This window comes from Clostridium sp. ZS2-4 (genome assembly GCF_026719745.1).
GTDB lineage: Bacteria > Bacillota > Clostridia > Clostridiales > Clostridiaceae > Clostridium_H.
Genome location: NZ_JAPPRQ010000125.1, coordinates 13,485 through 32,064 on the forward strand (window position 1 = coordinate 13,485; position 18,580 = coordinate 32,064).

The window sequence follows — 18,580 nt, forward strand, 5'->3', positions numbered from 1 at the left end:
CCCAAACCACATAAAGACATATAAATTTCATTCTTTGCACTAAACCTTGCATTTTTTTGTTTATCCACTAGCTTTTAATTATGCAATTTCTTCATTTAGTAATACACTTTATTATTGGAGTATTTCTATAAAAATATACTTTCTAAAATACTTCTTCATACTTACTTATGAAATTTGAATAAGTATTTTCGCAAATAACAGAATCATAAGCAGAATCATGTACTTTAGTAAATCCTAAAGTATTTGCCAATTTATCTCCTTTTGAAGAAACTACATCTGCTAAAAAATTATTAAATTTGATTCCTTTTCTTCTTAAATTTACTGTTGTATCATAAAATCCTTTAAGTAGATACTTTAATGCATCTGTTCCATGGTATTTAGGATCTATAACTATAGAAAAGAAATATAAATTATATATATTACCCTCTTTATACTCTCTTATATTTTCAACTGGTATAGTTAAATCTTGAAAAATTTCACCTTTTCTTATATCCATATAACTTTCATCTTTCACTGGAAGATAACAAAAATAGCCTGCCAATTGTTTATCATCATATAATAAAGTTATTATATTAGGATTCTTTAAAAACCATTTAGTTATGTAATCAATATTTGTCCAATATTTTTCAGGATAAACCTGCTTATCTAGTTCAAGAATATCTTTTAAATATTCAGGTTCTACTTGTGCTCCATTTATAACTGTAAAATTACTCAAGTAAATTCCTCCTTAGGCTTTTCTTCATAATATATTAGAAGTAAAACTCTATTTTTATATAATAATTTAAATTGTCTTTATAAACCAATCATAGTAAGTATAGTATATTTTATCTATTAATTTCAAACATATTAACATATTCTTGGAAGCATCTGAGTATCTAAGCTATTCAATATTCTCTTCCCTCCAAAACCATTTTCAATATATACAAATTCTGCTCTATCTGTAAAATCACCTATTATACTTGCATTAACGCAGCCATATTGTTTTTTAAGTTCTTCTTTGATTTCCTCTGCCTTAGAGCTTTCTACAACCAATATCATCCTTCCTTCACTAGCCAAATAAAGCGGATTTATACCAAGCATTTCATTTATACCCTTAACTTCTTCTCTTATAGGAATATTTTTTTCAAAAATATGTATTCCTAATTTACTCTTTTTTGATATCTCGTTTAAAATTTCTCCTATTCCCCCTCTTGTAGGGTCTTTCATAAGCTTAATGCTTTCCTTATATTTTTCTAAACAATCTAATAAATAGTTAAGTGGAGCACAATCACTCTGAATATTTCCTTCCACCTTCAAATTATACCTATCTACCTCAATGGCAGTTCCATGTTCTCCAATTGTTCCTGTTACAATTATGCTATCTCCTGCTTGAATTTCTTTAGATGTATATCCTTTTATAATTCCAATACCAGAGGTATTTATAAAGACTCCATCTACTTTTCCCTTAGGAACCACCTTTGTATCACCAGTAACTATTTTTACATTAGCTTGTTCACATATTTTTCCCATAGAATCTGCTATTCTTTCTAATTTTTCAAGAGAAAATCCTTCTTCAATAATAAATCCTGCACTTAAGCATATTGGATAAGCCCCACTTACAGTTAAATCATTAACGGTGCCACAAACTGCTAATTTTCCTATATCTCCTCCCCTAAAGAATATAGGATTTACTACAAATGAATCCGTCGTAAAAGCTATCTTGCCTTTATCTACACTAAGCAATGCCGAATCCATATCTTCCAGTAAAATATCATTTTGAAAATTTCTATAGAATATTTTTTCTATTAACTCTCCAGTATATTTTCCACCATCGCCATGTATTAGTTCTATATTTTTAGTATTCACTTTTCCTCTCCCCCCTTAACTCTGAGTGCTCAACTGTATTTGTAATATGCTGCACAAGCCCCTTCACTGGATACCATACAAGGACCGCATGGAGTTCTAGGAGTACATACTTTTCTAAAAAGACTGCATCTTTCTGGCGATATATTTCCTAGTAAAACTTGACTGCATTTACATCCCTTATCTTCCTTCAAGTACTCTTCTTTTTTATTAAAATATCTATATAAATTAAATACCTTAACTGCATCTAATTGTGAATAATTTTCCTTTATAACCAAAGCCGAATCACGTATATTTCCAATTCCTCTCCACAGCACATCATCTTTTTTAAATATTTCTCTTATTAATTCTTTAGCTATCTTATTTCCAGAATTGCTTACACATCTTCTATACAAATTTTCAAAACCTTTTTGTTTTATCCCCTCCTGCTTTCTTTTCATCTCTTTAATTAAAGAGTATATCCCCCATAATATATCCTCAGCCTCAAAGCCACATACTACTGCTGGGACTTGATATTTTTCATAGATAAATCTAAAACTCTCACTTCCATTAATCACCGCTACATTTCCTGGGCAAATTATTCCATTAATCTGTTTTTCCTTCATGTTTAAAATTTTTTCAAGTATCGGCGGCATAGTTTTTGTGGATGTTAGAAAACATAAATTTTTTATTCCCATAGCATGAGTTTGTTTTATTACAGCAGCTATTATAGGTGCGGTTGTTTCAAAGCCCACACCTAAAAACACAACTTTTCTTTCTTTATTTTTCACGGCTATATCAATAGCATCATAAACAGAATATATAATTCTTATATCTCTTCCCTTCGATTTTTCTGAAAGCAAATTTTCTTCTTTTCCATTTACCCTCATCAAATCCCCAAAGGTAGCTATTATAACACCTCTTTCAGCTAAATCTAAAGCGGCATCTATATAACTTTGATGTGTAACACAAACAGGACATCCAGGTCCAGATATAAGGTTTATTTTTTTCGAAACCAAGCTCTTTATTCCATATTTAGCTATTGAATGTGTATGTGTTCCGCATACTTCCATAATATTTATATTATCCAACTGTAACTCTTCTGAAATTCTATTTATATTCTGTATAATTTTTTTTAGTTCATTATCATTTATCATAATTTATCATCTTCTTTTAAGATTTCTTCAAATACATTATCCAAATAATCAAAGTACTCTTTGTCTATTTTTTCAATAGCAAATCCAGCATGAATAAGTACATGATCTCCACTTAATGGCTTTTCAATAAGCTGAACATTTACACACGTTTCAACTCCTTTTATATTCACAATAGCAAAGGGTAAATCCAATTTTTTTATTTCACCGCAAATAGCAAGGCACATTCATAAACACCTCTCTATCTTTTATCCCCTTCTATTTTTCTAATAGCTGCTGTAAGCTCGGGCATATCCTCAAATATCACCTTTACCTCAGTATATTTGTCTACAAGCCCACTATTCATATCTATAAGGTGCTCTAAAAGATTTTCTTTATTTATATGACTATCAGGATTCACCGAAATTTCTAATGAAGTTACCTTCTTTATTCCAACATCCATACAAATATTCTTAAGATTCTTAGAAATATTTTGCATCAAAAATGAATCATGCATTTTACAATCCCCCTTTTGAAATTGTCAAATTATAAACCTGATTTTTTATTTTTTCAAAGTTTTCTTTTAAAATTTCGCTTAACTCTATTCCAAACTCTATGTTTGAAACTTCTATTCCTATTACAAAACCCGAAACTTTTTTAAGTGCATAACTATTTAATAGCTTGATAAGACTAAGTTGATGCTGGGAATATCCTTTTTCAAAAAAATCTCCCGTTTTATCAAGCTCTACTATACTTACAGCACCAGGTTTAATTCCATAAAGAGTAGCATCCAATATAAATAGCAAGTCTCCATCTTCTATAAGGCTTAAACAGTAATCCACATCTGTTTCACCTATTATCACCTGAATCCCTGTATTTTCTAGCTCAGCCTTCAATTTTTCTGCAATTAATACTCCAATACCGTCATCACTCATAATTCTATTTCCTATAGCAATAAGTTTCTTACTCATAATTCATATATACTCCTCATGTATTTGTAATATAATCTATACAACCCTTATATCTATAGGTGAAAAATCTTTGCTTAAAACATGAGTGGCACAGGACACACAAGGATCAAATGATCTTACTATTCTTCCTATTTCTACTGGGTTTTTAGCATCTTCAATATGAGTTCCTATTAGAGCCTCTTCCACAGCACCGCGAACTCCATTAGAATCCTTAGGAGAAAGATTCCAAGTACTTGGAGTTATTATAGTATAATTTTTTATCTGTCCTCCTTCTATATTTATATAATGAGCTAAGGCTCCTCTTGTAGTATCATTAAATCCATAACCTACAGCTTTATCTGGCAGTACATAGCGTTTATCTGTACTTTCTTTAGCTGTCAGCTTATCTAATAGTTGTAACATAATATCAGATATTTTCTTTGCCTCTAGTGCTCTAGCTATTGTCCTATTCATAGTAGAAATTCCTTGTCTGTATTCCCCACTTATATACATCCTTGCAAGTGGCCCTACCTGTACTGGATAACCTTTATATCTAGGAGCTTTTATCCAGCTGTATCCTTCTTTCTTTAATGCATCTGGCTGCCAGTTATTATCTTCAATATTTAACGTTTCCTTATCTGCTCTATACCAAGCCGAATAAATATTCTCATTTATCTTTGCAGTATCTAAATCTTCTTCCTTTCCATTTATAATTGCTTTAGGACTTACATAATAAATTTCTGGTCCGTAGTTATCATATAATCCATAACTCATTAAATTCTTAGGTCCTGAACCTATCTTAAAGTAATCCTTATAGTACTTGGCTACAATAAAAACATCTTCCAGCATTTTATTTATAATAAAGTCCCTAATTTCAGTTACAAGTGCCTTTATCTGAAAAATCTTTTGAGCAGTAATATTAACGGTAATTCCTCCAGCAATTATGCCGTGATTATGAGGTGCTTTTCCTCCTAAAACAGCCAATATCTCATGTGCTTTTCTACTGTAAGTTAATGATTCAAAATAATCTTCTATAAGTTTTTGACTTTCTTCTTTTGGGATTCTAAAATCATTATGAGTTACTGAATAAACTGGATTTACATTAAAACCTGTTACGAAATCAGGAAGTGTATATTGGTAAAAATGTCTTAAATGATTTTGCAAAAATTCGCTGCCGTGAAGTATACCTCTCAGCATTTCTTCATTTCTATCAACCGATAAATTAAAAGCATTTTCAAGGGCTTTTGCTGAAACCACAGAATGTGCAGTTGAACATATTCCACAAATTCTTTCTGTAAAATAAGTCGCATCAAGTGGTGGTCTTCCCTTTAGCATTTTTTCAAAACCTCTGAACAGCATTCCTTCACTTTTTACATCTATAATTTTGTTTTTTTCAATATAAGCAGTTATCTGTAAAAATCCACTTATTCTAGTAACAGGATTAATCACTACTTTTTCAGCCAACTCCTCGCCTCCTACCTATAAGTTTATAAATGGCTCCATAGCATCTGGAAAACCTTTTTGTGCACATCCTATGCAAGGTGTGTTATCACCTATAGGCCAATTAACGTAATCATTCCACTTTCTTGTTGGACAATCTGTTTTGGTAACTGGCCCTCGACAGCCAAGCTTAAACATACATCCTTGGTCACCTACTGATTCAGCAAAAATTCTTTTTTCAAAAGCTGTTCTTCTTGGACAAATATCATGTATAGTTACTCCATAAAAAATTATTGGTCTTTCCTCTTTATCAAGTTCTGGCTTTCCAAACAATATTAAATGTGCTATAGTTCCCATAATCCAATCTGGGTGACATGGACATCCTGGCAGTTTTATAACCTCTCTCTGCAAAAACTCACTAACACTAATACATTCTGATGGATTAGGCTTTGCCGCTGAAATTCCTCCAAAAGATGCGCAAGTACCAACAGTCAGTATATACTTAGCCTTATCTGCCGCTCTCTTTACTTCCTCCATACCTGTTATTGGTCTACCATTATAATAAGAAACAATATTATAAATTCCATTATCTTTTGTAGATATTGCTCCATCAACAATAAGAATAAATTCCGTATTAAGTGCCTGCTGCAATTGCTCCTGTGCTTGCTCTCCCTGAGCTGCCATTATACTGTTGTTATACTTTAAATCCACCATATTAGTTAAAAAATATGTTACATCAGGGGCATTTCCATTAAGTAAAGAAATTATATTTCCTGAACATCCTGCAGCTTCAATCCATACCAAATTGATTTTTTTCTTATTCTTGTTTTTTATTTCAGTAACTGCCGTATCTATAAGTCTTTTAGCTGTTTGAGATTTTGATTCTAAAACTGGACATACCTTTTCTGCCAATGATTTTTCCTCCTTATTTTGGAAGTACTCCTATCTTCTTTAACTTAATTAAAATACTCTGATCTTCATGACACTTTTTAAATTCATTACTTAAATCATTCCCTGCCTCAAGTCCAAAATGTTTTCCACCTGCCCATACAGCTTCAAAGGTTACATCGTAAACTATTCCATCCACCGCAATATATGCTGGATTACCATTTTTACCATTAAATTTTGCAAGTTCTCGTAAAGTAAAAGTTTGCTGTGTGCTGTCTGCATCTTGTCTAAAAAGTTTATCTGCTTTTTTCATGTTAGCTATATACTTTTTTAAAGTATACATTTTATGTATTTCTTGCTGAATTAAACTATCATAAAACATTTTTTCATACATTGTCGTACACATAGAGCTCATATATTTTAATTCATTAATGTTTATTTGCATTTTATTGATTAACAACTCACAATCCCTTATATACATGTAATCCTTCCTTTCAAAAGTTTACTTTTAATAATATGCAGTTGAGATTAATAAAATGAACAACATAAGAAAATTGCTGCGCAATTTTCTTATGTTGTTCATTTTATTTTTTCATCTTACTTTCTTTTAACAGTTTGGATTCTCCTGTGGTTTCCCAAATTTCTACTTGTTCAATAGCCTCTTGCGGAGTATATCCTCTACCAACTAAAACTCCTGATAAAATAAACTCTTGAAATAAGTGTTCTAAATTAATTCCCTGTTTTACTTCTTCCAATGCACGTTGCACTAAAGGCTCAATGTACATTACCCATTGGTCAGGAGTATACTCATCCTTGTTTATTCTAAAAAATTGTCTAGCTTTAGTAGTTGAACTCATATTAGGTTTACTAGAGCGGCTCATTACTGTTTGATTTGTACTTAATATATAATTATATTTGCTGGCATGTTTCAATTCATCAGTAAGAATTTCAAATACCATATCCCCGTAGTATCTGTTTGGCAGCCCTGCACGAATATCTCTGTATCTTTCTACTGCAGCTAATTCACCAAATAAAGCTTTTTTAATTCCCTCAATATAAGTTTTAGGCTTTTTAAATTCTATATCCTTCGGCGCAGTAATTTCTTGTCCAGTAAATGCTTTATAAATTTCTCTAAACATTTTATTATGTTTTCTTTCATCATCTCTGATAGATGCAATAATCTCCTTTTCTTCCTGTGTTGGAGCAACAGATATTAGGTAGTCATAGAATAGTTCATCTTCTTTCTCACCTTTCACTGCATTTTTCACTAGAATTAGTGCTTCTTCTAATGTTTTATAAGACATTGGCCTTCCACAATAATGCGGCATCTTAAACATTTCCATTTACATTTCCTCCCTAAAACTAAGAAACTCTGACATCATCATATTATGATATGCTAAACCGTTTAATGAGTTACCAATACATAAAATCATTCTTTATCATAGACTGGGTGATTTCATATTAGAATTGGTTACTATCAACTAGAATAAAAAATATATATTTAATATTAAATACATATTAACTACTATATGTAACAAAATACATTATTTGTGTTTAGGACAACTATGTACTATAATAAGTCTAAGAATTTCAAGAAGTGTATATTACATAATTATAAGAAAGTATATCTTTTGAAACTTGTTCATTCAAAAATATGCATTACGTTGCAAAATATAAAGAAGTGAAAAAAGGTTAATATAACTACTTTGATATGCTATAAATCAAAATTATATATATTTAATTTAAATTTATATATATATAACATATAGGAGGAAGAGATGAATAAGCTTTTAAACAAATTACATAATTACCTAAAAAACTTATCAACTATAAAGTTTATTGCTGCGATTGTATTATTTACGTATTTAATATTTATACCTTTAATACCATTATTTTATTTGGGTGAAAAATATATTGGACCAATGGGAGATGCTACGAGTATAGCAAGATCCTCTTTATTTACTCAAATAATATTAACATCTATAGCAGCTCCAATTTTAGAAACATTAATATTTCAATATGGAATTATTGAAATATTAAATTTAATACCGTATTTTAAAGGTAAAAATATTATCATTACCATTATTTCAGCACTTCTATTTGGAATTGCACATAGCTATAGTTTGTTATATATTTTTTTCGGATTTTCAATAGGCTTATTATTAGCATATTCATATATAGTATATAGAAAAAAGAACTTTTCTGCTTTTTGGGTTGTTTTTTGGATTCACTGCATAAGAAACACAATTTCAACTATTTTACTTTATATTTAATGATGATAATGATGAATATGAAAAGTTAAAAGCTATAAAAGATATAAAAATCCAAAGGCACAGCACTGTAAATTTTAAAAAACAAGGTATGTAATTGTGAAAGTTATAAATTATTAAATGATTTATAACTTTACTAAAAACCATACTAGCAAATCTATAACGATCTTATATTATTATGAACGGAGTGATGTTCTATGCATATTAAAAGAAATGCTAAAATTAATGTAAATGAGTTAAACAATCTATTAAAAACTATAGGATGGGGATTGAGTTCACCTGAAAAATTGGAGGAATCACTAAGATTATCTTGGGGATGGATTACTGTAAGAGATGATTTGAATAAACTTATAGGATTTGTACAGATACTTTCTGATGGTATTAAACATGCTTATATATTAAGGTTGCTAGTACATAAAGACTATCAAGGTAAAGGAATTGGTACAAAAACAATGGATAATTTGATGCAACTTCTTCAGGAAAATAACTTAAGTCCTGTTTTGCTAACAAAGCCTTCTGAAGAATCATTTTATTCTAAATTTGGATTATCAAGGAGTAACAAAGGTTTTATTTCTTTATTTAAATGGTGATAATAATACTTTTTTATAAAAAATGAAAAGGAAGTGTTATATGGACAAAACTAAAAGACTTGGAATATTAATTATTGGAATTATTGTTGGTGGTATTATAGAGTTGATAGATGCTTGTGGGTTATTTATGTTTAACTATGATATTGGACTTCTAATCTTATTTGTAGTACAAGGATGTTTGAGTATTGCAGATGGATATTTATTATATGAAAAAGAGCAGAATAAATATTCAATATTAATAATATTATGTGGTATTTTTATTATTGCTTTTGCAATATATATTGTATTTTTTAAAAACATATAATTTAATGTATACTTACGATTTTATGTTTATTTTAGAAATGGTTACTATGTAATATAAAGAAAGTGTATATTAACAAACATAAATGTATTAAAACATAATCGTAAAATATTATACAGCTAAGCCAACTTATCAAATGAGAAATTTATATCTATATTATTTTATGTACAAGTCAAGTAAATAAATTAAAAATAGGAGGTACTATCCATTAATAAAAAATTTTCTTTAAAACCTATTTTAAAATGTATTATAAATTTATTTAAATATTTCTTTACCTTTTTTATATCTTTAATGATTATATATTTTTTTCAAGATAAGATTGGTTTTAATGATGACATTGGTTTTTCTTTAGCATTATTATTATCAATTACTTTCTTTTTTTTATTGTTAAAAACAGAAAATAAAGAACCAGTAAATTTTTTAAATATACATAAAGTTAATTTTAACCTAATTATATTATTAATAGTATTGGCTGTAAGCGGTACTTTTTTTGACTTAGGGGTAATTGAATTATTAAAAAAATTTATTGAAACTGATAACTCAAATGATATTCAATTATATTGGGGAAGTATAATTCATATAGTTTTTTTAGCACCTATATGCGAAGAAATCTTTTTTAGAGGTATTGTATTTGTAAAATTAAAAAATGTAATGCCACCTTTTTTAGCTGTTATAATTCAAGGGCTTATATTTGGATGTTTTCATGGATCACTACTTTCAGGACATTTTGTTCAAATGTTTTCAGGAATAATGTATGCTTTAATATATCATTATACAAATAACTTAACAATATCTATTTTACTTCATAGCTTTGATAATTTAGTATTAGTTATATTAAATTTGTTACCTTTTACTTTTAATATTAACCCCCCTATTTTTATAACAATAGGTTTTTTATGTTTGTTAGCAGTTATTTTATTTATTAAACATAATAACTTGCAGTGTAATTGGAAAGGGGTTCAGAAATAGAAAAACATATAATGAAATATCATAATATATATTATTTATAAAACAAACCAGCTTTTCGCCTATATTCTCTGCAACCTTATAGGGGTAATAAGACGGTATCTGTCATAGAGTGCAAACTCATTTACGTTTAAAGGAAGTAGAGTTGATGTTTATCTATTTGGGTATATTTAGTGTAATCATAGTATACGTAATGATATATTAATGCATAAGCGTATACTATGATGACTCAGCATAAAAAGATAAAAACTAAATTATGCATAGTTTAATTTTAAAATATCACCTTTCATGTGTATGAGATTTATATTTTACAAATACTAATTAAAAGTATTTTGGAGAGTGATTTTGTTGAAAAAATTTATAATTGTACTATGTTTTTTAGTAGGTTTTACATGTTTTTTTTGCCCGTTTGATTCCTTTGCCTTAAATATAAAACAGCCTTCTACCACTGAATTATCTAAACTACCTGAAAATTCGAAAGAAGCAATATATCAAGATGTGATTATTTCACTGCTTATTCCGTACATGCAAAAAGAAATAAATAATTATTATAAAGAATATTTAACTGAATTACCAATAATCTTTCCATATAGCGTCGATATAATAAGCGTTAAACGAGAGAGTGGGAGTGGGTATTTAATTCAATTGGAACTTGTAGTGCATCCATTTGTTGGACCTATTAATACCGTTGGAGATGACCGAATAATAATTGAAACTGGAGCCTTTGGCTCAGTTAAAATTAAGAAATTTGAACACATTAGAAGTTATCCACTACCATGGAACTGGCAACATATAATAAAAAAACATATTAATTAGGCACTTGCAAAATAATGTGTAAGAAAAGAAAAAATTATAGATTACATTAATTATATAAAGTCTATGTATCAGTGTAATAAAATCAGTTAGTGTAGGATGTGCTATAAAAGGAGGTTGAATATTATGAAAAGCGAAAAAGAAAAAATGTTATCAGGTAACTTATATAATGCAAGTGATGAAGAGTTAATTAAAGAAAGAGATTACGCCCAAAATTTAACTTTTGAGTTTAATCATACAAGACCAATTGAAAAAGAGAAAAGACATGAAATTTTAAAGCAATTGATTACCGCTAAAGGTTCATTTCATATTGAAGCACCATTTAATTGTGATTATGGTTATAACATTGAAGTTGGTGAAAATTTTTATGCTAACTATGGGTGTACTATACTAGATGTTAATACAGTTAAAATTGGAGATAATGTACTCTTAGCACCAAATGTTCAAATCTATACTGCTGCTCACCCTATTGATCCTATGGAAAGACTCACTGGCAAAGAATATAGTAAACCAATTGTTATAGGAAATAATGTTTGGGTTGGCGGGGGATCAATAATATGCCCAGGAGTGCAAATTGGAAATAATGTAACTATAGGAGCAGGGAGTGTTGTAACTAAAGATATCCCTGATAATGTACTTGCTGTAGGAAATCCATGTAGAGTTATTAAAAACATTTGATGTTACACCATTTAAAGATATAGCGTAACTATACCTATAATGTGAACTCAAAATATATGTAGTAGAAGTATATAGGGTAAGGAAGTGATATAATCATGCTGGATAATTTTGCGAAGTTTTATTTTGGAGGTTTTAAAATAATTTCTATAATAGGTTTATTTATCAATACGTTAATTACAAAAGTTATATTAACTATAATATTATTAATAATGTTAGAATTTTTAATATTTGAATTGCTTGATCGTTATATTTTACTGATAACAAAGATTATTAAATATTTTATTTTACTAATGATTGTACTTTCTTTTTCCTTTATATATTATTGTATTAAACTTCGTAGTTTGCTTTTTTTAATACCAACTGTATTGAATTTGGTGTATTATGGTATCAATAATTTATTTAAAAGAAAATATATAAAGCTGTTTGAAAAACAAACTGGACTTTCAAATAGAAATTGGGAAAAATATAGATATAATTCTTGTGGGAGAGGAGATCCTTTTAATTGGATAGTGGCTTTACAAATTGTGTTATTATTCTCTTATATTTCATTTATCTACATATTTATTAATGAAATTTTGAAAAAATCATAATAAGGGGATTTAAAGTTTAAATATCAAAAAGCTCTCAAAATACTATTTAGTAGTATTTGAGAGTAGAATATGACGACTTAAATAACTGTTTAAATACAATGGAGGTGCAGATATGCTTGAAGTAAGATTAGTAAGGACCTCAATAGAACCAAATATTAAATTTTATGATGGAATTAGTTTAACTGAATACGAAAAATTAAATACCCGATGGAATGAAATTCTATCAATTGTTAAAACAGAGGTTTCAAGATATGTAAATGATGCTAGTTTATGCTATGATAATACAGAAGAATTATTTCCAATGCGTAGCAAATTAACAGGTAATTATTATATTGATAGTGTTGCATATATCAAAAGGACAAACCCCATTGGATTTCAAGCAATGGTAAGTACAAGATTTACAGAAATTTTGGGAACAAGGAAGATGACTATTTAGGTTTAGAAGTAACCATATTTACAAAATCTGAAAATGATTCCCTTGAAGTTTGGAGGATAGATAGTTCTTCTATATAATCTTTTCTAAAAATGTTAATAATTATTTTTGATTCATACTTTTCTTAAATGATGATTTAAAAGATTAATAATCCTAGAAATAGTTAAGACACAACAGCAAAATATCACGACACAAATAGAAATAAATTCTTGTGAACTACCACCACTATAATAAGATGGGTGACTTCTGCTAGTTATATTAAAGTATCATAATACAAAGGAGAGACTTAAATATGACTATTCCAAATTCAAATAAAATATATCCAAGAAATAATGATTACCAAACAATATATCTAAAAAATGTAATCACAAAAGCTAATATAGCAATTGGAGATTATACAATATATAATGATTTTTATAATGATCCTAAAGATTTCGAAAAGAACAATATTGGATGAAAAATGGAATGAAACATTAAAACCAAAAACATATAAATTTCAATCAAATATCTTTTATTGAAATTTATATGCTTATTCTTATTAAAGTGGTATTTTATTGAAGTAAACCCATATCATTAGTTAGATGAACCTTTTTGAATATTCTTTAATGCAGAAACCAGTACATTTACACACTCTTCAACGTCACTATCACTGGACATATTATTTCCAATTTCAATAAGTACTGACCTATTAGATAAGTCTTGATTAAAATATGATATGCCTTTGTTGTATTCAAATACACTTGACTTAACTTCAGTAGATTTTCCAAACTCTGTTAACAAAAGGTCAGCAAATTTCTTATTTGCTTCATAATGTGGGTTACTTTTAGCAAGTATAAGTTGTATTGTTTTTGTATTTGATTTATTATTTTCAGTCATATCTCGATGTATATCTAAAAGAATTGTATTAGAATAGTCCTTTACATTTTTGGTTATTATATTACGTGTATTCTGATATGATTTTATATATTCTTTAGGTGGATTACACATTATAAAACTACTCTTTAAACCTTCTTTAACAAGTTTATCATTGATTAATGTACCTATATTAGTTACCTTTAGACCTGATGGATAATCTTCACCAGCATGAGAGTTGTAAATAACTATTTCAGATGAAACTAGTCCTATAGACTTTGTATTATCAGTTGGTGTTTTTTTCATAATAGTTGATACTGTTTTATTTGATGTATTATTAACTGTACTTTTAGAAGTGGCTGCTGGTGTTTCTGTTTGTGACGTTGCAGCTTTAGCAAGATTTTTATCTGAACTTATTTTTGAAGTGTTTATTGCAATTCCTAAGCCAGCTATAATGACAATAAGGATAGTTCCTAATAATATATCCTTAATATTTATCTTTTTATACTCTGAAATCATAATAATCCTCCTTTTTATTTCTCCACTATTCATAACCATAGAAGTAGTACCAACAATTCTATTGCTATTTCTTCCTAACTCTAATACTCTTATTATTGTGTTTCCATATTGTATGTTTTCACCTTTATTTAAATAAGAGATTACCTGACCATCACAGGAAACTTCACAATCTTGCCTCATTTTATGAAATCCATAGAGCAAGATTGGATTAAACCAGTAAATTATGGACAATAATGTTATAACCCAATTTATAAATATATCCTTGTTTTTTAAATGGGTTAATTCATGCATTATAATATGCTTAAATTCTTCATTAGAAATATTAATTGCTACACTGACTGGAATTAATATCTTTGGTTTAATAAACCCACATAAAGAAGGGCTACCTATTTTTTGAGAATATAATAATTCTACATCAGTTTGTATATTCATAGCTTTCATACAGTTATATAGAATTTCTTTATGTGTGCTGTTTATATTTTTTATAGAAGTGTTAATAATTTCTCTGAGTTTTTTATGTCCTGCAACTAATATGCCTATTAATAGTACAACCCCGGATATCCATATAAAACAGAAAACTTTTTCAAAATTAACTTTGTTTTTTGAAGGTATGTTTATATCGTTACTAATTCCACTGTTATTTGAATGTTCAAAAGTACTTATTGCTACTGAGCCTTCTAAGTCTGTATTTTTAAGCTGTTTTGAAAATTTAATTTGTGTTTTTTGCATATTTTCATTTGTGGTACTCCGTGTATAAAAATTTTGATATATATTAGAAATATTTAAAGGAGTTTGTGGTCCAAAAGGAATTATTAATTTTATGAGCAATATTATCCATATATAATAATGAAAGGTAGGATTTAGTTTATTTCTAAATATTACTTTAATAATTAATATCATTAGTACAATTACACTTCCTATTAAAGATGAAAGTACAATAACCTCAAAAATACTTAAAAAATCCATACACATCAACCTTTCGTTTTACTTCATTGATTTAGTATATTTTTTAATTCTTCTATATCTGTTTCAGATATTTCTTTTGATTCAACAAAAGTTAAGAACATGGATTTAATGGAACCATTGAATACCCTATTAATAAAGGATTGACTTTCTAATTTTATACATTCATCTTCTGATACCAAAGGAAAATATACATATTCATTTCCTGATTTATTAAACCCAATTGCATCTTTATTTAATAATCTGTTTATTAGACTTTTAACTGTAGCTGGTTTCCATTCCGCTTTATCCTTTAGTTCCTGTATAATCTTATTCGATGTAATTTCAGAGTGATTCCATATTATTTTCATCACTTCCCATTCAGCATTCGATATTTTAGGAATTTTATGCATTATTATTCCACCTCCTTTAAATTACAATTGTAATTTCTAATTCCAGTTTACAACTGTAATCTGGAATAGTCAATATATTTTTGTAATATTTTTACATTAAATTCTTCAAGATATTATATATGATACTCTGATTAAAATTAATATTTTCAGTTATATCTATTTAAAAATACATTATATGTAACCTTTATGTTTAATCTTTTAGAATCCTTTTTACTATAATAGAATATAGTTTAATGTAATATAATTAACTATACATACTAAAATTCAGCGGCTTTATTTTGCAAAAGTTTAAAGCAGAAAAAATAAGAGCATATAAATTTCAATAAAAGATTCTTGTTTGAAATTTATATGCTCATTTTATTTAATTTATAGTTTTGCCATGACAAAACATTCTTTACTAGTTACTGGCTACTGGTTACTAACTTATTGCTAAAACCATTTCTCTAAGTATCTTACAAGCAACAGCATTAGAAACTCCGCTTGTATCATATTGTGGTGCAAGCTCAACTATGTCAGTGCCTACTATATTTAACCCTTGCATAGTTTTTATCGCTTCCATCATTTCTTTAAAAGTTATTCCGCCTGGCTCAGGAGTACCCGTTCCTGGGAAAATTGATGGATCTAAAATATCTAAATCAATAGTTATATATACAGGCTTATCCCCAATTTCTTTAACAGCTTCTGCAAGTCCTTCGCAAGAGAATTTTGTTAAATTTGTATGTTCCTTAGCCCATTCAAATTCTCTTTTTTCTCCTGATCTTATACCGAATTGATATATCTTGCCATCGCCCATAAAATCCCATGATCTTCTTATAACTGATGCATGTGATAATTTTTCACCCATATAGTCATCTCTAAGATCAGTATGTGCATCAAAATGTATTAAATACATATCTTTATGTTTTTCATATACAGCTTTTATAGCTGGTAGAGATACCAAGTGTTCTCCACCTATCATTACAGGAATTTTATTATCCTTTACTATTTCAGAAGTAAAATCATAAATCGTATCTAAAACTTTTTGTGTATTTCCAAAAGGAAATTCCAAATCTCCACCATCAAATACATTTACATCTTCTAAATCCTTATCTAAGTATGGGCTGTAAGTTTCAAGTCCATAAGATTCGCTTCTCATTATGTTTGATGCAAATCTAGTTCCTGGTCTAAAAGAAGTTGTTCCATCAAAAGGACTTCCAAAAACAACTATTTTTGACTCTTCATATTCATTCTCAAAACCTAGAAAAGTTGATACATTCTTAGACAGTTTCATCTTCCAGCATCTCCTTAACATAAGTAGGTAGTGCAAAAGCTCCTACATGTATGTCTGTATTGTAGTATTTAGTTTTAAGTCCTAAGCTGTTCCATTTTTCTGCATTTAAATCCTTGATTGGATGTAATGCTTTTGAAGCAAATCCAAATAACCAATGTCCTGATGGATATGTTGGCATATGATATTGATAAGCTTCAGCTATAGGGAAAATTTTCTTAATCTTGCTGTGTGCTCTCTTCATTTCTCTAGCGTTGTGTTCGTAATAAGGACTTTCATTTTGATTTACCAATATACCTTTTTCAGTAAGAGCATTATAGCAGTTTGTATAAAACTCTGTTGTGAAAAGTCCTTCTCCTGGTCCTATAGGATCAGTAGAGTCAACAATGATTAAGTCATATAAGTTTTCTTTTCCTTCTACGAATTTAATACCATCTTCAAAGTATAAGTTTACTCTAGGATCATCTAGTTTGCATGCTGTAAAAGGTAGATATTCTTTTGAAGCCTTAACAACTAACTCATCTATTTCAACCATATCAATTTTTTCTATTGAGCTATATCTAGTTAACTCTCTTACTGTTCCACCATCTCCAGCTCCTATTACAAGAACCGTTTTAATTTCTGGATTAGTAGCCATAGCAACATGAGTTATCATATCGTGATATATGAATTCATCTTTTTCTGTTACCATTACAAGTCCATCTATTGTAAGTAGTCTTCCAAATCCCTCTGTATCAAAAACATCAACTTGTTGAAAGTCACTTTTTTCAGAATAAAGATGTCTTTTGATTTTCATTGAAAGTCTAACATTTTCTGTTTGTTCTTCTGTATACCATAATTCCATATCTATTCCCTCCTGGATTTTCTCATCTATTTTGTATCTGGCTTAAATTTTATTTCTCCAAAATCTTCTTTAGCATAACGTTGTATTTTATCTACAAGACCTCTAGCGACCTCTGTAGCTTCTTCCTTTTCAGCTTTAAGCTTATCTTTAAGATAATCAAAAGCTACCCATGGATTTACAGAATCTCCACAAGTAAATAAATCAACTGAAGCATATCCATATTCTGGCCATGTATGAATTGTCAAATGGGATTCTTGAATTATAACTGCTCCACTAACTCCCCAAGGATTAAACATATGAAAACAACTAGTTACAATAGTAGCATTAGCTACTTTTGCAGCTTCATTCATATATTTTTCTATTAAGGCATGATCATTTAAGATCTCTTTATCGCAATTGTAAAACTCAACTAAAATATGTCTTCCTAATTGTTCTATTTTCATGCTCATGTCTCCTTTTCTAGTTTATCCTAATATAAATTTAATATCCTTTTGGATTAATACAGCTTGAGTATCAATATGTTTCTATTGAGGTCTTTTACGATTATAGTCAAATTTGTTTACTATATATAAACTTAAAGTTTATATATAGCTTTGTTTACTATGAATAAACTTTGTGTTTATATATATTTTTGTTTACTATTTCTAAACTTTGTGTTTATTTATAGTAAATACACTATATAATATACTATTTTTTCGAAAATTGTCAATACATTTTTTTGATTTTTTTATAGTAATTTATGATGTAGAGTAGGTTGAAGGAAATTTTATTTCCTTCTTCCCCTCATCAAACCGTGCATGCGGTTTTCCCGCACACGGCTTTCCGATATTCTTCTTTCTAAGGCATTATAACCTTTAAAGAGAAAGTTTC

The 18,580-nt window shown here is 28.6% G+C and carries 23 protein-coding genes and 1 pseudogene; 9 read left to right on the forward strand and 15 right to left on the reverse strand.

Annotated features, from left to right (window positions below; translation table 11 throughout):
• Positions 1–142 precede the first annotated feature (142 nt).
• The 10 genes from OIO11_RS13745 to OIO11_RS13790 all read right to left on the reverse strand — a co-directional run bounded on the left by OIO11_RS13745 (position 143) and on the right by OIO11_RS13790 (position 7,575).
• Complete coding sequence (locus OIO11_RS13745; protein WP_268072014.1) at positions 143–715, reverse strand: hypothetical protein; 573 nt, start codon at positions 713–715, stop codon at positions 143–145.
• A 131-nt stretch (positions 716–846) separates the two neighbouring features.
• Positions 847–1,845 (reverse strand): hydrogenase expression/formation protein HypE, encoded by a 999-nt coding sequence (gene hypE / locus OIO11_RS13750; RefSeq protein WP_268072015.1) that lies wholly within the window; start codon positions 1,843–1,845, stop codon positions 847–849.
• A gap of 29 nt (positions 1,846–1,874) precedes the next feature.
• Positions 1,875–2,978 carry a hydrogenase formation protein HypD gene (hypD, locus tag OIO11_RS13755; protein ID WP_268072016.1) on the reverse strand — a complete coding sequence of 368 codons (1,104 nt, stop codon included), beginning with the start codon at positions 2,976–2,978 and terminating at the stop codon, positions 1,875–1,877.
• Positions 2,975–3,202: a HypC/HybG/HupF family hydrogenase formation chaperone gene (locus tag OIO11_RS13760; RefSeq protein WP_268072017.1), complete on the reverse strand. Its 228-nt coding sequence runs from the start codon at positions 3,200–3,202 to the stop codon at positions 2,975–2,977. The genes hypD and OIO11_RS13760 overlap by 4 nt, the downstream gene beginning before the upstream one ends.
• Positions 3,203–3,216: 14 nt before the next feature.
• On the reverse strand, positions 3,217–3,471 hold the full coding sequence (locus OIO11_RS13765) for a hypothetical protein (RefSeq protein ID WP_268072018.1): 255 nt from the start codon (positions 3,469–3,471) through the stop codon (positions 3,217–3,219).
• A 1-nt stretch (position 3,472) separates the two neighbouring features.
• Positions 3,473–3,925: a hydrogenase maturation protease gene (locus tag OIO11_RS13770; protein ID WP_268072019.1), complete on the reverse strand. Its 453-nt coding sequence runs from the start codon at positions 3,923–3,925 to the stop codon at positions 3,473–3,475.
• A gap of 36 nt (positions 3,926–3,961) precedes the next feature.
• Positions 3,962–5,368 (reverse strand): nickel-dependent hydrogenase large subunit, encoded by a 1,407-nt coding sequence (locus tag OIO11_RS13775; protein WP_268072020.1) that lies wholly within the window; start codon positions 5,366–5,368, stop codon positions 3,962–3,964.
• Positions 5,369–5,383: 15 nt separating this feature from the next.
• On the reverse strand, positions 5,384–6,256 hold the full coding sequence (locus OIO11_RS13780; RefSeq protein WP_268072021.1) for a hydrogenase small subunit: 873 nt from the start codon (positions 6,254–6,256) through the stop codon (positions 5,384–5,386).
• Between the two features lie 13 nt (positions 6,257–6,269).
• Positions 6,270–6,713, reverse strand: coding sequence for a cytochrome b5 domain-containing protein (locus OIO11_RS13785; RefSeq protein WP_268072022.1), 444 nt, complete (start codon positions 6,711–6,713; stop codon positions 6,270–6,272).
• 103 nt (positions 6,714–6,816) lie between these two features.
• A complete protein-coding gene (locus OIO11_RS13790; RefSeq protein WP_268072023.1) occupies positions 6,817–7,575 on the reverse strand; it encodes a ferritin-like domain-containing protein in 759 nt (252 codons plus the stop codon).
• Positions 7,576–8,010: 435 nt separating this feature from the next.
• Here OIO11_RS13790 and OIO11_RS13795 point away from each other — a divergent pair, with 435 nt between their 5' ends.
• The 9 genes and pseudogenes from OIO11_RS13795 to OIO11_RS13835 form a co-directional block, all read left to right on the forward strand.
• The gene (locus tag OIO11_RS13795) at positions 8,011–8,505 is read left to right on the forward strand and encodes a CPBP family intramembrane glutamic endopeptidase (protein WP_268072024.1); all 495 of its coding nucleotides are present in this window, start codon (positions 8,011–8,013) and stop codon (positions 8,503–8,505) included.
• Between the two features lie 194 nt (positions 8,506–8,699).
• On the forward strand, positions 8,700–9,092 hold the full coding sequence (locus OIO11_RS13800; protein WP_268072025.1) for a GNAT family N-acetyltransferase: 393 nt from the start codon (positions 8,700–8,702) through the stop codon (positions 9,090–9,092).
• Between the two features lie 40 nt (positions 9,093–9,132).
• Positions 9,133–9,396, forward strand: coding sequence for a hypothetical protein (locus OIO11_RS13805; RefSeq protein ID WP_268072026.1), 264 nt, complete (start codon positions 9,133–9,135; stop codon positions 9,394–9,396).
• 288 nt (positions 9,397–9,684) lie between these two features.
• Positions 9,685–10,362 carry a CPBP family intramembrane glutamic endopeptidase gene (locus tag OIO11_RS13810; RefSeq protein WP_268072027.1) on the forward strand — a complete coding sequence of 226 codons (678 nt, stop codon included), beginning with the start codon at positions 9,685–9,687 and terminating at the stop codon, positions 10,360–10,362.
• Positions 10,363–10,707: 345 nt separating this feature from the next.
• A complete protein-coding gene (locus tag OIO11_RS13815) occupies positions 10,708–11,175 on the forward strand; it encodes a DUF3888 domain-containing protein (protein ID WP_268072028.1) in 468 nt (155 codons plus the stop codon).
• Positions 11,176–11,298: 123 nt separating this feature from the next.
• A complete protein-coding gene (locus tag OIO11_RS13820; protein WP_268072029.1) occupies positions 11,299–11,850 on the forward strand; it encodes a sugar O-acetyltransferase in 552 nt (183 codons plus the stop codon).
• Positions 11,851–11,945: 95 nt separating this feature from the next.
• Entirely contained in the window at positions 11,946–12,440 is a 495-nt protein-coding gene (locus OIO11_RS13825; RefSeq protein WP_268072030.1) for a hypothetical protein, read from the forward strand.
• 112 nt (positions 12,441–12,552) lie between these two features.
• Positions 12,553–12,876 (forward strand): hypothetical protein, encoded by a 324-nt coding sequence (locus OIO11_RS13830; RefSeq protein WP_268072031.1) that lies wholly within the window; start codon positions 12,553–12,555, stop codon positions 12,874–12,876.
• 289 nt (positions 12,877–13,165) lie between these two features.
• Positions 13,166–13,324 (forward strand): annotated as a pseudogene (locus OIO11_RS13835) (acetyltransferase); the annotation flags it as partial.
• Positions 13,325–13,446: 122 nt separating this feature from the next.
• Here OIO11_RS13835 and OIO11_RS13840 read toward each other — a convergent pair.
• From OIO11_RS13840 to speD, 5 genes are all read right to left on the reverse strand, one after another.
• Positions 13,447–15,210 carry a M56 family metallopeptidase gene (locus tag OIO11_RS13840; protein ID WP_268072032.1) on the reverse strand — a complete coding sequence of 588 codons (1,764 nt, stop codon included), beginning with the start codon at positions 15,208–15,210 and terminating at the stop codon, positions 13,447–13,449.
• Between the two features lie 23 nt (positions 15,211–15,233).
• Positions 15,234–15,599 (reverse strand): BlaI/MecI/CopY family transcriptional regulator, encoded by a 366-nt coding sequence (locus OIO11_RS13845; protein WP_268072033.1) that lies wholly within the window; start codon positions 15,597–15,599, stop codon positions 15,234–15,236.
• Between the two features lie 418 nt (positions 15,600–16,017).
• Entirely contained in the window at positions 16,018–16,869 is an 852-nt protein-coding gene (gene speB / locus OIO11_RS13850) for an agmatinase (RefSeq protein WP_268072034.1), read from the reverse strand.
• The gene (gene speE / locus OIO11_RS13855) at positions 16,856–17,710 is read right to left on the reverse strand and encodes a polyamine aminopropyltransferase (protein WP_268072035.1); all 855 of its coding nucleotides are present in this window, start codon (positions 17,708–17,710) and stop codon (positions 16,856–16,858) included. Before speE ends, speB begins: the two co-directional genes overlap by 14 nt.
• 26 nt (positions 17,711–17,736) lie before the next feature.
• On the reverse strand, positions 17,737–18,147 hold the full coding sequence (speD, locus tag OIO11_RS13860) for an adenosylmethionine decarboxylase (protein ID WP_268072038.1): 411 nt from the start codon (positions 18,145–18,147) through the stop codon (positions 17,737–17,739).
• Between the last annotated feature and the right edge of the window lie 433 nt (positions 18,148–18,580).